We start from the raw sequence: 17,762 nt of genomic DNA, 5'->3' as shown, positions 1-17,762 counted from the left end.
CGAAATCCGTCGCTTAAGGACAGGCGAGGCAGATATGCGGGATTTAAAACGGGAACAGGCGGACTTCTAAGGCAGATACCATGACCGAAATGGAAACGCTCGCTGGCCCCAAGCCGGTTTTCGACACGTTAAATGCGTGGCTGCGCGGGCTGGATGCCAAGACCATTCCGCCAGCGGTAATAACCACCGCCAAACTGCTGATCCTTGATCTGATCGGGGTTCTTGCGGCCGCGCATCGGCTGGATGCCGGTCGTATTGCCCGCGACCATGCGGTGCGGCACTGGGCGGCGGGACCTGATGCGCCCGCAGCGCGGATTGCCTTCGACGGGCGCGAAGCGTCGTTGCCGGGGGCTGCGTTCGCCATGGCGACCCAACTCGACAATCTCGACGCGCATGATGGCTGGCAGCCGTCCAAAGGGCATGCAGGGGCGGCTTTATTGCCCGCATTGTTGGCCTTGGCAGAGGATGCGCCGGAGATGTCTGGCCGCGAAGCGTTGGTGCTGATGATCGCAGGCTACGAGATCGCCTACCGCGCGGCGGAAGCGTTGCACGCAACGGTGCCGGACTATCACACATCGGGGGCCTGGAATGCGCTTGGCTGTGTTGCAATGGCTGCCCGTGCGCGCGGGGTGAGCGATGATGTGTTCCGCCACGCGCTTGGCATTGCCGAATATCACGCCCCGCGCAGCCAGATGATGCGTGAAATTGCCAACCCGACAATGCTGCATGACGGGACCGGCTTCGGCGCGCCCGTTGGCCTTTATGCGTTGCTTATCGCCGAGGACGGCTTTACCGGCGCCCCTGCCGCGACGGTCGAGTTCGATGATGCGGCAGGGTCTTGGGCGGATCTGGGGCAGGTTTGGCTGACCTGCCAACAATATGTGAAACCTTATCCAATATGCCGTTGGGCGCATGCCCCGATTGACGCCGCCTTGGGGTTACGTGCCAAGTTTAATATTGATCCGCAACTCATTGCATCAATTGATATCTATACCTTCAAGTATAGCGCTGATTTAAGCGCCTCAGTGCCGGACACATCACCCAAAGCGCAATATTCGCTGGCGTGGCCCGTCGCCTGCGCCTTCTCGCGCGGCATGGTGGGTGTGGACGAGGTCATGCCGGAGGCGTTTGGCGACCCTGACTTGATCAAGCTGACAGGGCTCACGTCTGCGCATGTCGATGCCGCGCTGGAGGCTGATTACCCCGCGCGGCGGCAGGCTTCGGTGAAGGTCACTTTGCACGACGGGCGCAGCTTCGAAAGTGGCGTGGTCGAGGCGTCGGGCGGCCCTGATCCGCAACCGACCGAGGCCGAAATTGTGCAGAAATTCCGCCGCTTCGCAGGGAGCGTGCTAAGTGCGGATCAGGTGGTTGAACTGGAGGATATGGTGATGGGATTGGACGGCAAAGACGCCGATTTCAAAGTGTTGGTGCAGCTGGTCAACGAGATGAAGATCAATCACTAACGATATGAATTCATCCACTTTAACCCGCTTTCCATAGTGCCACGTGGCTTGTATTCTGCTCCGAACGGGGTGTCCCAGCCCAGACGCTTTAATTCCAGCAACAACACCTTGTAATCCACCTCTCCGGTATCAGGCTCGCCACGGTCTGGCACGGCGGCGAATTGGACGTGGCCAATCTGCGCCTGACACCCTGTAAACAGCTTCACCAAATCGCCCTGCATGATCTGCAAGTGGTAGCAGTCGAACATGATTTTCAGGTTCGGCAGGTCGACCACGCTTAATGCTTCCTGCGCCTCGGGGATTGTCCCGATATGGTAGCCCTTGGCGTCGCGGTTGTTCAGTGGCTCGATCAGGACCGTGCGTTGCGTCAACGCTGCCTGCGCGCAGGCGTAGCGCAGGTTTTGCGCGAAAGTGGCTTTGGCCGCAGCACTTCGGTCGGTGAAGCCCGCCATCACATGCACATTCGGCGCACCGATTTCTCGGGCATAGGCGAGTGCCTGGTCGATATAGCCGCGCGCCTCGGCCTCTCGGCCCGGTATGGCGGCGCAACCGTTGTCACCGCCGGCCACGTCGCCGCGCTGCGTGTTCAGGCCAAGACAAGGCAGCCCCGTCTCGTCCAGCGCAGCTTTGACGTCTGCCGAGGGGGTCGCATAGGGCCAGTGCAATTCAACGGCGACGAAGCCCGCGTCTTTGGCTTTGTGGATCGCGTCGGGCAGGGGGAGATCATTCCACAGGAACCCCAAATTGGCCGAGAATTGTACCATCAGTCCCACTCCACATCGAATTTCGCAACAAGACTTTGCACCTGCTCGGGGCTCAACGCCCGCGCATCATAGCCGCGCATCAACATAGCAAGGCGGGCGGTGTCCTCCAGCTCCTCGATGGCGTTGCAGGCGGCCTCCACGTCCTTGCCTGCGACCACGGGGCCGTGATTGGCCAGCATTACCGCAGAGCGCTTGCCCGCAAGCCCGCGTACAGCTTCCCCCATGGCCGGATCGCCGGGCATGAAGAAGGGTAGCAGCTTCACTTTGCCAAGTTTCATGATGGCATAGGGGGTCAGGGGTGGCAGGAAATTGTCCTCATCCGCATCGGGCATCATCGACCACGCAACGGAGTGACAAGAGTGCAAATGCACCACGGCCCCTGCGGTGGAGCGCGTGTCATAAAAGGCCGTATGCAGCGGCATTTCCTTGGTCGGTTGGTCGCCACCAACAAGCTGACCTTTCGCATCAAAACGCGACAAGCGGGCTGGATCCAAGCGCCCGAACGAGGTGCCCGTAGGCGAGACCAGCAACCCGCCATCCTCGGTGCGCGCGGAGATGTTTCCGGTGGAGCCACCAGTCAAGCCGCGATCAAACATGGATTTGGCGAGCAGGCAAATCTGCTCGCGCAACTGGGTCTCGGTCATAGGACCCTCCGTAGGGTTGTAGCGTTCATCGCCGGAAAAGGCCGTTTGATCAAGCTTTTACCGAATCCAGTCGGGGGCGAACTCCGTATCTGTGACCGCTGAAAGCCGCGCCGTGCGCTCGATGGCGGTGGTCAGGGCCTTGATCCGACCGGACCCCATGCGCAATCCTGCCTCCGGCCAGAACGCCCGCACCGCCATCACACCGCGCGCACGGTCCGCCTTCATGTCGATACGCCCGATCAGGCGGTCGCCTTCAAGAACGGGGAAGACGTAGTAGCCATATTGCCGCTTCGCTTCGGGTACAAAAACCTCGATCCGGTAGTGGAACCCGAACAACCGTTCGGTGCGTTTGCGATCCCTTAACGCAGGATCGAACGGTGACAGGATGCGGATGCGCTTGGTCGGCTCCATCAGCGGCACCTCCAGCACGCGCGGTCGCGCGAAGGAGCGGCGCGGTTTGCCTTGGGCGGTTTCCAGCTCCACCTCGATCAATTGCCCTGCTGCCAGCTCATCCGCGCACCACTGCTTGGCTTCAGCGGGGGTGATAATGTCCCAGAACGCGGCGATCTCTCCGGCGGTTGCGAAGCCCAAACAGTCCAGAGCGGTGGTGCAGGTATGCGCGATCGTCTCTTCGGGCAGATACTGCATGTTCAGGTAGGGCTGCGGGATCACGCGTTCGGTCAGGTCGTAGAACTTGCGAAACCCCTGCCGATGCGTGACCGACAACTTGCCGGACCGCCAGAGATATTCCAGCGCGGTCTTTGACGGATGCCAGTCCCACCAGCCGCCGGAGCCCTTCTTTTCATCCGCGCCGACATCCGACGAACAGCATGGGCCATGATCCGCAATCCGCTTCAGCACGGTGTTGAACTTCTCCTCGTAGCCGTCGCGGCGCCAGTTCTTGTAGCGCGCTTTCAGGGTGACGGCGTCGCGGGCGAATTTCAGCTTCCAATGGCCGAAATTATCCATGTCGATGACCGAGGCGTCATGGGTCCAATGCTCGAATGCGAGACGGTCGGACATCAGCTTGTCCAGCGCCTTGGGGCGGTAATTGGTGCGTCTTGCGTGCAAAATCATGTGATGCGCCCGCGCGACGGTGCTGATGCTGTCGAGCTGTACGAATGTCAGGTCCTGCATCAACTGGTGCAGGTCTTGGCCCTTGCCAGCACCTGTCGGGGTCTCGCACAGACGGTGCCGCGCCAGATGGTGATGGCGCACGGTGGCAAGCGGGATCAGGGGAAGGGTCATCAGGGCGGCTCCAGCGGTGTTTTGCCACTATGTCCAGCTACGCCCTTTCGCGCCACCCGTATCCTGCGTATCTTCCGGCAAAACCATGCGGGGCAGCGGAATTCCATGACAAAAAGACGCGCAGTAATTGCTGGAGGCGGCATCGGGGGACTTGCCTGCGGCTTGGCCTTGGCGCGCAAGGGCTGGGAAGTCGAGGTGCTGGAACAAGCGCCAGAGCTGAAGGAAGTTGGTGCAGGTATTCAGGTCAGCCCGAACGGCATGGCAATGCTGGACCGTCTTGGCGTGACCCCCATGATCGAAGACACATTGTTCGAACCCGAGGCGATCGAGCTGCGCTTGGGCCGCTCTGGCCGACGGATATTCCGCCTGCCGATGAAAGGCTACGCGCAGGCACGTTGGGGGAACCGGTTTATCCAGATCCACCGTGCGGACCTGCATGATGCGCTGGCGCAAGCGCTGCGTGCGCAGCCTTCCGCGCAATTGCGCACCAACGCGAAAATCACCGGATATGTGCGCGAGCGAGGCGGGGCCTCTGTTTATCTGGAACGCGGTGACCGTGTGTTTGGCGACGTTCTGATCGGCGCGGACGGGGTGCGCTCGGAGATACGTCAGCAAATCTGCGGTGCGGACCGTGCGCGGTTCACCGGCAATGTTGCGTGGCGTGCGGTGGTGCCGGTCGATGCGTTGGGCGACAACGCCCCACCACCGTTCGGTGTGATCTGGGCAGGTCGCGGCAAACACGCGGTGACCACGCGGGTAAAAGGCGGCACCCATGTCAATTTCGTGGGCATCGTGGAGCAGGACAGCTGGACCGAAGAAGGCTGGTCGATCCCCGGTCGCATCGAGGACGCTTTGGTGGATTTCGGCGAATGGCAGCCCTGCCTGCGCGCGGTGCTGGAGGCGTCCAGCGGGCTGTTTCGCTGGGCATTATACGGGCGGCCGCCACTGGCCAAATGGTGCGACGGGCCTGTCACCTTGCTGGGCGACGCGGCGCACCCGATGTTGCCCTCCATGGCGCAAGGCGCGGTGATGGCGTTGGAGGACGCGGTGGTGCTGGCCGAGGTGCTGGATCAAGACAGCGACCGCGTACGCGCGCTGCAAACCTACGAGGCGCAGCGCAAGCCGCGTGTGACCAAGATCCAGCAACGCTCGGCGGCGAATGCGAGCATGTTTCACCGCCATACCGGATTTGCGCAACTGGCGACCTACGGGCCGATGGCCGTGGCCTCGCGGCTTTCGGTGGGGGCAATCCATCGCCAGCAAGACTGGATTTATAGTTTTGATGTAGAGAGTTGAGGAGCGTTCTTCAGGTTTCTTCTGACGCTGGTTCTACATCCTCGACAAGATGCTCGACCGCAAATTCCTCGGATTTGGTGGCTTTTGTGAACGCGGCCCACATCGCATCGAACTCTGCGCTTGAATGGGCGTCGTGCCGTTCGGGTTCATGCGGCTCGATCATCAGCACCCGGGATTTTGCCTTGTCGATCAGCGCGTGCTCAATTGCCTTCATCGGGTGACGCCACGGGCGTGACTTGCCCCATGCCCATGTTTTGTTCGATGGCACCATGGCTACGAAATCCTGCGCATAGACGCCTTGCGCCATCCAGTTAAGATTGGCATGCGGGCTGTCCAGCGTGCCGTTGAGCGTCGCGTTGTGAGAGCCGTGATGACCCGCCTTATAGAAGGTGCAGCGCGCCAGCAGGTCTTTGGCGGTGACGGTGGAGCCATCAACTTGCCATGACAGGTCGGACCAAGATATCCATGACCCACGCTGCGCGTCGCCTGTGAACAGCAGGGTGCGACCGCTTTTTTCCAACTCGAAAGCAAGCACTAACGAGGTGTTGTTCACCTCGGAGTTCAGCCGCAACGCCAAGGCTTCGGCTTCGCCCATCCAATCCCCGTCGATCCGTCGATCCGCATCCTCCTCGGCCAGATAGGTCCTCGAAAGATAGGCCAGCTCCGGTGGCGCGTCTTCGGCAACACTGTCGGATATCTGGTCTTGCCGGATGACGAATCGCGGGGCGAAAGGGGATGATGTGGCGCCTTCTGTGCCACTGGCAAAGGCGGCGAACAGCCCCGCACCAGCCTCGCCCATGGCGAAAGGCCCGATGTGGAATTCCTCGGATTGGTGCGGGTTCAGGCTGGTTAACAGCTTTTGATCGCGCGGTGGACCGAACGGAAAGACCCGCACGCCCTTTACGCCTTTCAGCGGGAGCGGCGGGTCACCGGGAGACAGGAACTTGATCTCGCCTTTCACCATCGAGCGCAGCCCCGCAAGGCGTTCCTTGTAGCGTTTGCCGCGGATTTTGGTGCTGCGGGCTGCAGCGAAGGCCTGTTCCGGCCCTGCGCTGATATCGCGCGGGGCGACGCCCATTTCGATGCACGCTTCTTTTAGTACCTCCGCGCCAGTGCGGTGGCCGGTTTCCAGTTCCAGAAACTCGGCTATTTCATCGGCCACACCGTCCGGCGCCCCGACACCTTGCAACGCCCGCAGCTTTTCATGCGCGAGCGCCAAGGTTAACAGCTTGTCGCCATAAAGTTCGCGGTAGCGGTTGGCGTCCGCATCGGTGCCATCCTCCGTCCATGCAAGCCACAGGTCTTCGACGTGGAACTTGGAGAACGGGTGGCTGTCATCGCCCGCTTTGGGAAAGCCCGAGACGTGGTCTTCGTGCTCATGGGTGACCACGACCACGTCCAGCTTGCCGCCAGTGTCGACCCACAGGGCTTCGATCACCGCGTCCATGTCGACGTCTTTGTCCTTCAGGTCGGCGGGGGTGCTGCCTTTCTTGCGCCCGCAATCAATCAACATAAAGAACGGCTTGGCCCCTCGGCTGCGCCGGAAGGTCAGCAAAAAGCAGTCACCGTGTCCTTGGCGATACATGCGCACACGCACGCCGGATTTCGGGGCTTTGATGCGGGGGGTGGGTGGCTTGGTCATCGGAAACCGTCCTTGATATGGGGCGGATGGTGCAGATCGGCGAACGCCGCCGCACGAGAGGAGCGACCGGAGTAAAACGCATTGGCCGCCTGCGCGTCGGTGCCATCCACATAGGCGCGGCACGCGGCCAGCCCATCGGGATCGTCAACCGCATAGGTGGACCGGATCAAGCGGCGGATTTTGAAGCTGCGGGCATCTACAAGAAAGGTCGTTCCGGCGCGGAATTTGAAGTCGCTGGCACGTTCGGAATCTTTGGGGTCAATGGGCCGCGCATCCTCATGGGCTTGACGATCGGGGTCAAAGTAGCCGCGCCGTGTCTGGATCACCTCGATGACATATTCGCGTTCCGGCTGGCCGCGCTGGCCCTGCCTGCGGGCAATGCGCACCGCCGAGACATGGAGCGAGGGTAGAAAGGTCGTGCGCGACCGGCGCACGGTGGCAGGTGCGTCAGGTGAAAAAGTCAGGCCGGTCAGTTCGGCAAACCGAGGAGAGCTGGCAGAGTTCATCAATAGCCAGAGCAACCGCTGGTAATGGCTGGAGGCGTGGTAGACGATTTCACGGTCGCGGCTGTCATCGACCTCCAACAGGTTCACATCCAGCTGCAACGCCCGTGCCGGTACCTTTTCCTTCACGGTCATCGTGGTGCTGGCATCATTGAAGCGGGTCAGGCGGTCATGGATCAGAATGCCAACCTGCTGGGCTTCAACCTGCGCGCGCTTCACCTCTTCTTGGTAACGAGCGCGGCGGTCTTCGCCGTCAATACTCATCGGGCTGGCGAAATGCGACAGCATCTTGCGGGGCTGGGACAGCATCAACCCCAGATTGGAGTGGATTTTGTCGAGCCAGCTCATGTCTTCCGAGATGCCACGCAGCGCCTGACGGTCGGCCTCGGCAATGTCCAGTGTTGGCCAGCACAAGGCCGGCTCTGAAATCGCGGCGATGCCTTCGGGCAGGATGCCCCAGCTTGCGAACGCCTCAATGAACGCTGCGCGGTAGCCTTGTGCGTCTTCGGGGAACAGGTCGCGGTCGGCGGTGATGATGGCCCGCAGGTAGTTGCCGAAACTGACATTCACAGGCGGGGTGTAGTCCATCGCGCGGATGCAAATACGCATGACGCGGCGCGCGCATTGCGCGGCCTCGGAGGCGAGGCGGCGTTTCAGGTCAGGGTCGATCGCCCCGTCGCGTAAAACGCCGGAGCCATTCGAAGCGATGCGGAACAGATCGCCTACGCGGGTTTTGTAAATGGTCAGGAAGGCGCGGAAGACAGCAGCGACCAGCACCGCGCCACGGTCATGCGGGCCTGTGGCGTCGCGCAGTTTGGTCGGGTCGGGTTCCTGCGCCTCCCAGACGCCATGTTCGTTCACGCTGCCCAAAAAATCGCGGAGCGAGCAGCCGCGTCCGACAGCCTGGCCGAATTCTTGTGCAAGCTCGCCCAACAGGTTCTGACGGCTCAGATCGCCCCGCGTTTTGGCGATTTGCTCCTCCAGCACCGACGGGAACGAGAACAATTGAAACAGCGCGATGATGTCGGCGAAGGCTTCGTGCAGCGCGCGCATGTCGGGATTGGCGTCCTCGGCGAAGGTCGGGTGCAGCCCGTCGAGGATGGCATGCACCGTTTCGTGCACGATGATGTCGTGGCTCAGGCAGGTGAACACTGTGGTGCCGGACGGCGCGCTGGTGCTATCGGGGCCTGCGGTGAAATAGCCGAACAGCAGGGCTTTCTTTGCGGGATGGTAATAAGCGTTGGCCTCGCGCAGTGCGTGCGGATAGATGCGCAGCCGACGGGTGAAATCATAGGTCCATTCGGGGTCTTTGCCTTTGCGCTCGATCTTCTTCTCGGTGGGGGCCCATTGGACGACGCGGCCCAACGCCTCCTCGAAGGCGGCGATGGTGTTCATCGACACCGCATAGACCATTTGCTGATGAAATTGCGGATTCTCGGGCGAGGGCGGCAGCCCGTCATTGAACATCACCGCGTCATCGTTGAGGTTCACCGGCGCATAGAACGCGCCGCTTGCGGGGTCGAAATCCACCACCTCCACATATTTGCCTTTCGGCCCGTAGAAGGGTTTGCCCAAATCAGGCGGGTCCAGCTCGTAGGGCAGGGTAATCTTCACGGTGCGCGCGTTGCGGTTGGCAAAGCTGCGCGCGGTGGAGGGGTCGAATGCGAAGACGTTCAACCTGCGTGGTGGGCGGAATTCCGGCGTCATGGAAGCACCGGAGCCGCGGTTGGTGCAGGCGCGTCGGGCAGAACGAACTGGCGGATCGTGCCATCCGCGTAGGAATAGCCTGCCAGCACCGCCGCGCGTTGGGTTTCGACCGGAAACTTTTTCAGTCGTGTCGCCATGTCGGCGGCCATTTTCAATTGCGCGGGGCTGGCCTTGAATCCGTCCCAAGCAAGGTTGTGCGTCGGTGTTTTTATCGTCCAAAACGCACCGTTGCGTTCTTTCAATCCGTCGGCCAACTGGTTGCGGAACATGTTGACCAGCATCCGTTCGCGCCAGTTCACCGACACATCAAGGAAGGTGTTGACCACGCGCATCATCATGCCCAACCGGAATTGCGACACCTTGGCGGGGTTGTTGGACCCTGCGTTGGAGGCAATCAGGATGCCGCAGCGCTTCCAGATCGGCTCCAGCCCGATATTGTCATACACACCGCCATCGACCAGCACGGGGTTCTTGCGCAGGGCCTCGTTGTCATACACCGCACCTGCGGGCGCAGTGACGGTCTCGCCGCTCAGATCAAGGCGCAGGGGGGCCAGAATAGGTGGAAAGCCGGACGATGCGGCGACTGCCTCGCTGAGTTTGATGTTGTGTGTGGTCGAGAAGAACGCTTTCCAGTCAGCCACATATTCCTTGGTGAACCGCACCAACCCGCCGGTTTGCAGGTTCGCCGCGCAAAACAGGAACCGGCGGCTGCCCGTTATGGTGTTCAGCTTTTTGTTGTGAAAGATGTGCTTGTCGTAGCTGCGGGCCAGCTGGTTGCCCCCAGAGATGCCTGGCACGAACCCTAAGATCGAGACGCCCACGTCGATGTTGAGCGCCGTGGCGTCCATCAGCGGCTTGATGAAATGCTCGGTCATAGCCTCATGGGTGGCGACCCCTTCGGACTTGCCGTTCCAGTCGATTTTGTCCCAGTTCATTGCCAAGATGCCCGTGGTGATCGAGCCGCCGGAGACAGAGGCAATGCGAGACGCCTTGGACAGAATTCCCAACTCGTTGAGCCGGATCACCGCGCCCGCATGAAACAGGGATGCGCGGTAGCCACCGCCGGAAAACGCAAGACCGATGGCGGCGGGGTCATACTTGCTGTCGCGGCTCTCGGAGGAGCGGAAGAAGCCAAGGTCGGAGGAGGCGGGGGCTAGGGGCATGTTATTCTCCAAATTGCTTTTGTTTTATTGGAAGAGCTTAACGGTCTCGGAGTCCGCTTTTCTCAGGGAAACATACAGGTTCTTTAAAACAACTTTCATCTTGCGGTCGGCACCGGCCGCGTCGGTATTGATCGCTTTCACCTTCGCGACCTCTGGCAAATACACCTCCCGCACGGCATCGGCGTGGGTGGTGGTGCGCGCTTCCAAAACACGCTGGATCGCGACACGCTTCTTGGCGACAAAATCAAGCCGGGCTTGCGGGACACCCGATCTGACATACGCTGCCGCGTCGTTGGCAAAGCCCTTGGTGTCCACCGGTGCTGTTTGCGTGTCGGTGGGGTGCTTGACGGCCGAGGTCACCTCGGTCGCCAAGGGGCGGTAGATTGGCACGGCAAAGCCGTCATCGTCTTTATAGCCCAAAATCTTCGGCTTGTCGGCAAATAGCGGTGTCGCCTCCAGTTCGGCCAAGCGGTCCAGACGCGATTGCAGCTTTGTCGTGGCGTTCTTGTCCGAGGCCAGTTTGACCGTCTGCTTCTCGTTTGGGTCGACGATTTTGTGGGTTTTGGCCGCATGAACGAAGGATTTATCGAGGATGTGGTCATACTCGATAAAGTCGCCCAAGCCTGCGGTGCGCGATCCGTATTTTTTGCCAATGCCTTCAATTTTGATCAGGTTGTCGCCGCCTGCCTGACCACCCTCGAAATAGATGTCGCTGCCGTCTTTGGCGGTGACCTCGTCGATTTCGTGTTCGGGGCGTTTGGGCTGGATGCGGTCAAGCCCGTAAAGTTCAATGTTTTGAGCCTTCAGGTTGGCGAGGCCTTTGCTGACATTCGCTTTCACGGTCTCGGTCGCGGTGGGGTCGGAATTGTAGATCTTCTGAACCTCCGCAGCCTCGGCGTTCAGCTGCGCCCTGATCGCGGATTTAACATCGTTGACCCGTTCGGGGACGGTCTTCTTTTTCATTGCACTGGCGATAATGGCGGCTGCGTTCGGCAGACCTTTGCCCTTAAGATTGATGTGGTTGCGGTGATAGAGCGCGATGGCAGGAAAGCCGCCCGCATCCGGCCCGATTTTGTCACCGGTAGCTTTGCTGTTGAGCAGCCCAAGCACAGGGGCGGCGCCTTTTTGAACGCTGGCATCCAGACTGGTGCCGGGCAACGGATTCACACCGGTTTTTTCAGCCTTGGCCTTGCGCGACGCACGCAGAAAATGGGTGTCGGGTTGCGGGGTGGCAGACAGGTCGTTGAGCGTGTGCAGTTGCTCGAACACGCCCAAGGGAAAGCGCTTTTCGATGGTGTGATCCAGCTCGTAGAACCGCGACAGGCGATAGCCCTCTTTGGGATCGTTCTTGGACGCGGCATCGGTCAGCTTGCTATAGGTTTCCACCTGACCCTCGAAAGTCTCGGAGCGCGGCTCTTTCGCGCGCAGCAACGCTTGGCCATCGCCATCGGTGTCGAGGAACGGGTCGGTTTCAATGTCGCGACCCAACAGTTCGAATTCCGCAGCGGCCTCTTCAAGTTCGGCATGCAGCGCGGCAAATTTGGTTTTGTTGTTTTGCTTTTCCGATTGCGGGTCGATCCCTTTGGTTTCCGCACTCGTCTCCTCGGTGGACTCGTTGCTGGATTTCTCCAACTTGTTGGATCGCTCGGTGGCGGTTTTGTCGTCGATATCCTTGGTCGCGGCGTTGGTGGCGGGGCCTTTGCCTTTCAGCGGACCTTCCTCACTGGCCATGTAGACCTCGACCTTCCGCCCGACCTTTTTACCAAATATCGTGTGGGGCGTGCGCCCGATCTTGAACGCTTTGGAGGGCAGTTTGCGCTTGCCGTTCAGCTTGCCGATGAGTTTGGAAAACAGCGCCTTGGCCTTCTTGATCACAAAGGAGATCATCTTGCCCATGGCCTTTTTCACCGGTGCTTGCAGCTTGGTAATCACCGCCTTGATCTTGGACGATATTCCACCCAATCCCAAAGCGGCAGCGAGGAAGGCAATAACAACTGGCACCGTGCGCCCGATGGTTTGTTCAACAAAATTGGCCGCCGCCTCCGTCTGGCCGCGGGCAATGGCCCCGACAGACGAGAAGATGGACTGCGCCACATCCATGATCTGTTGCAGCCGCTCGATGAAGGCCACGATCAGATCGTAGATGCCCAAGACCACCTTCACCACGGCCCCCACAGGATTGGACAGGCCTGCCAGCCATGAAATACCTGCCTTGATCACCGTCGTGATCACCATGGTAGAGATGCCGCCGATCAGGGTGGCTTTGAAGTTCTCGATCATCTCCAACATTTTCTGCCAGATGCCCGCGAAGCCTTCTTTCAACAGGACCCGCACGATCTCGACTGATTTTTCGATCAACGCCACTTTGCGCTCACCTGATGGGCCCAGTTGCTTGACCAGTTGCGCGCGGAAGGTGGCGTAGGTCAGGCCGAGGATTTGCATGACCAGCGACATCAGCCCTTTGAAGTCGAACTTGGCGGGCAGGGTAATTCCTGCGCCCGCAATGGCCCCAAACAACCAACCAAGCAGACCTTTCTTCAGGTGCTGCAAAATGTTGGCCCCGAATTTCATGAAGCCGCCGACGACGGCTTTGATCAGGTTTTTGGCGAACGCCAACGGGTTCTCGACGATCAAATCCAGCACGTCGCCCGCTTGCTGAATGATCGCCCAGACCTTGTCGGCGTAAGGCCCGGCCAGTTTCAATGCGCCGCGCACGGTGAATTCCAACACCTTCTTGCCCACATCCACCGCGAAAGTGCCGATGTCGCGCACAAGGGGCAGGAACTGCTCCATGATGAACTCTTTCGCGCCCAAAAGCGGCGGGCTGAGCGCCTTGGCGATCACCCCCTTGAGGCGCGACCACGTCAGGTTCAGATCGCCAAGGCGGGTTTGCACCCATTGGAAGGCCTCTTCGACCATGCGGGTTTCGCGCAGCTTGTCGAACAGGACGGTGCCAAGCGGGTGCAGCCCAAAGAGGCCACCCAGCAGGTTGGTGGCGGTTTTCAGCACCCGTTTGCCCGAGAACAGCGTGCGGCCCATGATCACCGTGATCAGCGTGTAGCCGGGAACGTAGCGGGCGAGCGCCTCGATGGCGCCGCTGCCGAACCCTCCGGCCTCGGGGGCCGCTTCCTCGCGCCGGACGGGCTCGCGGCGCAAAGGTAGAGCCTCGGCACCTTTGGTTTGCTGCACCACATGGGTCAACTCATGCGCCATCAGTCGGGTATTGGTGGGGCTTTCGCCACGGCCAAGCCAGATGCGGTTTTTATGGGCAAAGGCGCGCGCGCCGATGCGCGCGGCGGCGTCTTGGTCGGCGGGGCTGTCATGCAGCCGCACATCTTCGAAACTGGTGCCGAAATGCGGCTCGACCCGCGTGCGCACGCCGCTTGGCAGCGGACGGCCGGGGCCGGGATTGGCAACCAGCCGCGACACATCAGGCGGGGCGGGACCGCCCATGCGCCCGACGACCGCAATGGGCGATGCGGAGGCCTGAAGCTCGCCCTCCGGCGCGCCACCCGTGTCAACGGGCGCACCGCTTTCCAGCTCTCCCATATCAGCGGCGTCCAGCCCTTCGGTGGCCACGTCATTTTCGGCGGGCAGGTCGAAATCCTGTTGGTCCGCAGGGGCCGGAACGGGGGTTAGCTCGTCAAGGTTCGGCTGGGCCTCGGCGTCGCGCCGGAGGGCTGCGGCCGTTGCGGGGGCTGCGACGGCAACAGGGGCAGCGCGCGCAGGTGTTGCGCCGACAACGCGCGCAGCCATGGTTTCGGCTTCCCGCTCTGCCGGATCATTGACCGCACCCACCGTCAGACTGGGGCTCAACACAGGCGGCGCAGGACGCAGGATCGCAGGCTGAGGTTTGCGTACAGGCACCATGGGCCGCGAGGAACGGGCGGTTCTAGTGACTGTGCGCGCCTTCGTTTTCATGACCCTGCCAGCACCTTACTTTTTCGGCTGGCGCGGTTTGCGAGTGACCCCGCGCGGCTTGCGCGTGCCTATTCCCTTGCGCGTCGTTTGGGTGCGCGTTTTGACGATCTTCTCTTTTGCCGGAGCCTCGTCCTGTTCTCTCTCCTTGGTCGTCGGTGTCTTGGTTTCCACCTTCAGGCGCGACGGGTTTTTAGCAAGGATGTCCAGCTTGCCTTTGAGGACCTGTTCGGGTGCTTTTTTGATAATAACCGGCTTTTTTTCGATCACCTTTTTCTTGTCGACGTCCTTGATGCCGGAGATATCCAGATCGCGCCCTTTCGGCAGGTCTTTGGTGCCCGGGCTGGGTTGATTTTTGCCGCCCTTTTCACCGATATCGAGGATTGGCCGGTCTTGGTCCTGCGACAGTTTGCCAAGGTCACCCTTCAGCTTGTCGGCCAGTTTGCTTGTGTTGCCTTTGAGCAGGCCTCCAAGTTCGGCAAACCGGTTTTTGAAAAGAGGGGGGGCTTGCTCGATCACCACGAACTCGACCGCGACGCCTTCGCGTTCAAGCAGAACGACCCGATCACCCCGTCCGGGACGGCGATTGAGCAGCGGGCGGCGGGCATCGGCCATCTCGACCAACAACGCCACATCGCCGATATCAAGCTTCTCGGCGAGTTCGAAACCCGCCTCTTTAAGCTCTTTCATCGCCTCGTCGTTCTTCATCCCCGTGATATCGAGGATCGGCGGGTTGTAGCCGCGTTGCCATTCGTTCAGCACCGCAGCGCCACTTCCACCGCCATGGAACGGGCCGCCAATCTGGTAGTTGGTTGCGCCATAGGTCGGCTTGATCGGCCAAAGCGGTGTTTTTTGCGGCGGATCCCACGGGGCGGGACCAGCGGCGGCGAGCCACGCGCGTAAACGCCCCGACGGGCCATTGTCGGCGCGCAGAACTTCCTCGGTGCAAAGGTCCTTGAAGCCCGACAGGATCGTGCCGATCAAGTCGCCGTTATAGTAGCGCTGACTGCGCGGCGTGTTGGCCTGCTTGCGGCAACACATCATGCAGATCTCGCTGGCGATGATGTTGCCCGGTTTGTAGTTCGACAATTCCACGCAGGCCAAGGGGATCAGGGTCCAGCCTTCGACCATGTCCGGACAGGCTGGCACCACGCGGTCGCAGAGGCATTCGAGTCGGAATTCCTCGTCCTTTTTCATGATCGCGGCATAGGCCAGCGTTTTGCTGACCAAGGCCAGTTGGCCGGAGGTGCCTTGCAACGGGCCGTTCGACAGCTCCTTGTCTAAAGCGGCGTTGATCTCGCGCAGCTCTTCGGCTTTGCGTTTGGCCAAGGGATCGCCTGCTTCCGACAGCCGTTTTTGGTATTCCTCGATCAACTCGTCGAGGATTTTCTGAGCGACGTTGATGGTTGATTTGTTCAGCTCCGCGCCGGGAAGGGGGCGGATGTTGTTGCGCAGGCAGACGTGAAGCAGGGTCAGCACTTCCACGGCGTCTTTCTGATCCGGCAATTTCTCGAACAGCTCGCTTTGGGTCAGGCTGCCACGCCCCTCAAGGCAATTTTGAACCTGATCCGACAGGGTCAAGTCGGATGTGCGGTAGGCCAGTGCTGCGGGGGACAGGAAATATTTGGTCCGGCCATCGCGCACCCCCAAGGACAGACAGATTTCGACGTTGCGCTTTTGGAGTTCTACGAAAGACTTGGCGTCAGGCAGAAGCTGGCTTTCGTCAAACTTTGACAGCTGTAGCTGGTCGCGCTGGCGTTCGTGCAGGATGCCGTTGCGGTCAAGGGCAACCCCGCCGCTGATCTCGATCGTGCCGTCGCCCAGCTCGACCGACAGGCCGCAGACAACGCCCCAATCCATCATCGTGCGCATCATCAGTTGCAGCTGCTTGTTGTCGTCGGCGCGGCACAGCGCGTTCAGCGCCTCGTCAACCGAGCGCGCGCTGCCCAAGGTTTCGCATTCCTCGTCGGACGGAGTGAAGGCAACATGGGTGGCGTCGATGTCGCAGACGCGGTCCAGTGCCTCTTGCACGGTTTGCGTCTCGCCCAGCAGGTCGCAATTCGGGTCCGCGTCATAGCTGATATGGCTGGCCGGCAGATCGGCGAGGGTGGGGAAGGACAAACGGCGGCGCAGGGCGTCCGGCAGCGGCTCCAAGGTTTCGCCATTCGAGAGGGCAATCGGGCAGAAGTGATGCATCGGGCCAAGCGGCGGTTGCGCGCGACCCAAGGGCGCGCCGTTCAGTAGCGCCTGCGCGTCTTCGGGGGCGTAACGGCGCAATTCGGCCAGCCAGTAGTCACCCGCAACCATTTCACGACGCTGATGCGTCAGGGTCAGGGTGAAGAACTCTGTGGTCAGGGTAATGTCACGGGTGCTGACACGTGGCTTGGCGCTGGCGGCACTGGGGCCGGAGGGCCGCGTGCTGGTGTCCAGCGGCAGACGCACCATGCCGTCCCAGCGGCGCACATGGGTATAGCCCAGCTCGGACGTGTCCTTGGGAAGTGTTGCATCGCTAGGGGTGTCAGAGCGTAAATCGGTGGTAAACGCCCCGCGCGCAGCGACATGGTCGCTGTTGAAGTAGCCAAGTTGCGCCTCGGTCGTCTCGGAGAAATACTCGTAAACCGCGTTGTCACGCTCCAGCGCGGCGCGCGTTTCCAGAGGCTCCACCGCTTCGGCGTTCTCGGAGGACCAAGCCAGCCGGATGGCGGTCATCTCGCCGCGCTTGTCGCGCTCTACCGAGACGACCTCGATGCGGACCAGCGCGTTCGGCAGCACCTTGTCGATGCTGATCAGATCGGCGCAAGGGTCACAGGCGTCCAGCTCGGTCGAGGCTTGAGCCAGCTCCAGCGACATCACAGCGGTGCCGCGGGCCTTGAAGGCAGGATGCTGGCCAAGCGCTTTGGGCAAGTCTTCGAGGCTGCCCAGTTCGGGCAGGCATTTCAGCTGGACCATCGTGCGGGTCCGATACGACGTCTCCGCGCCGTGCAGGCCCGCATCGGCCAGATACGGGTCCTCATGCGCCATAATTGGCCGCTCCCACAGGTCGACATAGACCAACCCGTTGGTGGGGGGCGGGCCGTTGGGCAGGTCGGCCTGTGCCGCAAAGGCCGAGAACAGGTCGACGCCCTCTTTCTCGACATCCCCAAGGCGGAAATGGCCTTGTTTGCCTTGCGCAAAGACGGTGCCGGATTGCAGCATCACTTCATCTTCCTTGCCCAACGCAAGCATACCACCGACCGCAGGCACGCCGGAGCCTGCGAAGGCCGCCCCTTGTGCTTCGTCGCGGTCCTGGTGAATTTGTCCGGCCTCGGTCAAATCGGCATCGGTGATCATCGCCCCTTGGACATGGGCGATGTTGGAATAGCGGTGCTCCTCGCGGAAGCTGAGCCTTGAATGAGAACCCTTCATCTGAAATCC

At 61.0% G+C, this 17,762-nt stretch carries 10 protein-coding genes; 2 read left to right on the top strand and 8 right to left on the bottom strand.

The window, feature by feature from the left end; genetic code table 11:
* The first annotated feature begins 80 nt into the window (after nucleotides 1-80).
* Complete coding sequence (locus tag BDE40_RS06120; protein ID WP_134013537.1) at nucleotides 81-1,463, top strand: MmgE/PrpD family protein; 1,383 nt, start codon at nucleotides 81-83, stop codon at nucleotides 1,461-1,463.
* Here BDE40_RS06120 and BDE40_RS06115 read toward each other — a convergent pair.
* The 3 genes from BDE40_RS06115 to BDE40_RS06105 are packed head-to-tail and all read right to left on the bottom strand — an operon-like array spanning nucleotide 1,460 to nucleotide 4,119.
* A complete protein-coding gene (locus BDE40_RS06115; protein ID WP_134013536.1) occupies nucleotides 1,460-2,227 on the bottom strand; it encodes a hydroxypyruvate isomerase family protein in 768 nt (255 codons plus the stop codon). The genes BDE40_RS06120 and BDE40_RS06115 overlap by 4 nt on opposite strands.
* On the bottom strand, nucleotides 2,227-2,871 hold the full coding sequence (otnC, locus tag BDE40_RS06110; protein WP_134013535.1) for a 3-oxo-tetronate 4-phosphate decarboxylase: 645 nt from the start codon (nucleotides 2,869-2,871) through the stop codon (nucleotides 2,227-2,229). Before otnC ends, BDE40_RS06115 begins: the two co-directional genes overlap by 1 nt.
* A gap of 57 nt (nucleotides 2,872-2,928) precedes the next feature.
* The gene (locus BDE40_RS06105; protein ID WP_134013534.1) at nucleotides 2,929-4,119 is read right to left on the bottom strand and encodes a winged helix-turn-helix domain-containing protein; all 1,191 of its coding nucleotides are present in this window, start codon (nucleotides 4,117-4,119) and stop codon (nucleotides 2,929-2,931) included.
* 105 nt (nucleotides 4,120-4,224) lie between these two features.
* On the opposite strand from BDE40_RS06105, the gene BDE40_RS06100 reads away from it, so the two are divergent.
* Complete coding sequence (locus BDE40_RS06100; RefSeq protein ID WP_134013533.1) at nucleotides 4,225-5,415, top strand: FAD-dependent monooxygenase; 1,191 nt, start codon at nucleotides 4,225-4,227, stop codon at nucleotides 5,413-5,415.
* 10 nt (nucleotides 5,416-5,425) lie between these two features.
* On the opposite strand, the gene BDE40_RS06095 is transcribed toward BDE40_RS06100, so the two are convergent.
* The 5 genes from BDE40_RS06095 to BDE40_RS06075 are packed head-to-tail and all read right to left on the bottom strand — an operon-like array spanning nucleotide 5,426 to nucleotide 17,753.
* Nucleotides 5,426-7,057 carry a ComEC/Rec2 family competence protein gene (locus BDE40_RS06095; protein WP_134013532.1) on the bottom strand — a complete coding sequence of 544 codons (1,632 nt, stop codon included), beginning with the start codon at nucleotides 7,055-7,057 and terminating at the stop codon, nucleotides 5,426-5,428.
* Nucleotides 7,054-9,267: a gluzincin family metallopeptidase gene (locus BDE40_RS06090; RefSeq protein ID WP_134013531.1), complete on the bottom strand. Its 2,214-nt coding sequence runs from the start codon at nucleotides 9,265-9,267 to the stop codon at nucleotides 7,054-7,056. Before BDE40_RS06090 ends, BDE40_RS06095 begins: the two co-directional genes overlap by 4 nt.
* A complete protein-coding gene (locus tag BDE40_RS06085) occupies nucleotides 9,264-10,430 on the bottom strand; it encodes a patatin-like phospholipase family protein (RefSeq protein ID WP_134013530.1) in 1,167 nt (388 codons plus the stop codon). The genes BDE40_RS06090 and BDE40_RS06085 overlap by 4 nt, the downstream gene beginning before the upstream one ends.
* 24 nt (nucleotides 10,431-10,454) lie before the next feature.
* Nucleotides 10,455-14,351, bottom strand: a complete 3,897-nt coding sequence (locus BDE40_RS06080; RefSeq protein ID WP_134013529.1) for an eCIS core domain-containing protein — start codon at nucleotides 14,349-14,351, stop codon at nucleotides 10,455-10,457.
* 15 nt (nucleotides 14,352-14,366) lie between these two features.
* On the bottom strand, nucleotides 14,367-17,753 hold the full coding sequence (locus BDE40_RS06075; RefSeq protein WP_134013528.1) for a hypothetical protein: 3,387 nt from the start codon (nucleotides 17,751-17,753) through the stop codon (nucleotides 14,367-14,369).
* Nucleotides 17,754-17,762: the final 9 nt, after the last annotated feature.

Source organism: Litoreibacter halocynthiae, from assembly GCF_004365635.1.
Classification (GTDB): Bacteria; Pseudomonadota; Alphaproteobacteria; order Rhodobacterales; family Rhodobacteraceae; genus Litoreibacter; species Litoreibacter halocynthiae.
The sequence above is the reverse complement of the archived record's forward strand: the minus strand, read 5'-3'. Positions and strand labels throughout refer to the sequence as shown.

Bases quoted from the DNA above. Each gene is read 5' to 3' on its own strand.
- BDE40_RS06120 (WP_134013537.1), top strand. From the start codon at position 81: ATGACCGAAATGGAAACGCTCGCTGGCCCCAAGCCGGTTTTCGACACG.
- BDE40_RS06115 (WP_134013536.1), bottom strand. From the start codon at position 2,227: ATGGTACAATTCTCGGCCAATTTGGGGTTCCTGTGGAATGATCTCCCC.
- otnC (WP_134013535.1), bottom strand. From the start codon at position 2,871: ATGACCGAGACCCAGTTGCGCGAGCAGATTTGCCTGCTCGCCAAATCC.
- BDE40_RS06105 (WP_134013534.1), bottom strand. From the start codon at position 4,119: ATGACCCTTCCCCTGATCCCGCTTGCCACCGTGCGCCATCACCATCTG.
- BDE40_RS06100 (WP_134013533.1), top strand. From the start codon at position 4,225: ATGACAAAAAGACGCGCAGTAATTGCTGGAGGCGGCATCGGGGGACTT.
- BDE40_RS06095 (WP_134013532.1), bottom strand. From the start codon at position 7,057: ATGACCAAGCCACCCACCCCCCGCATCAAAGCCCCGAAATCCGGCGTG.
- BDE40_RS06090 (WP_134013531.1), bottom strand. From the start codon at position 9,267: ATGACGCCGGAATTCCGCCCACCACGCAGGTTGAACGTCTTCGCATTC.
- BDE40_RS06085 (WP_134013530.1), bottom strand. From the start codon at position 10,430: ATGCCCCTAGCCCCCGCCTCCTCCGACCTTGGCTTCTTCCGCTCCTCC.
- BDE40_RS06080 (WP_134013529.1), bottom strand. From the start codon at position 14,351: ATGAAAACGAAGGCGCGCACAGTCACTAGAACCGCCCGTTCCTCGCGG.
- BDE40_RS06075 (WP_134013528.1), bottom strand. From the start codon at position 17,753: ATGAAGGGTTCTCATTCAAGGCTCAGCTTCCGCGAGGAGCACCGCTAT.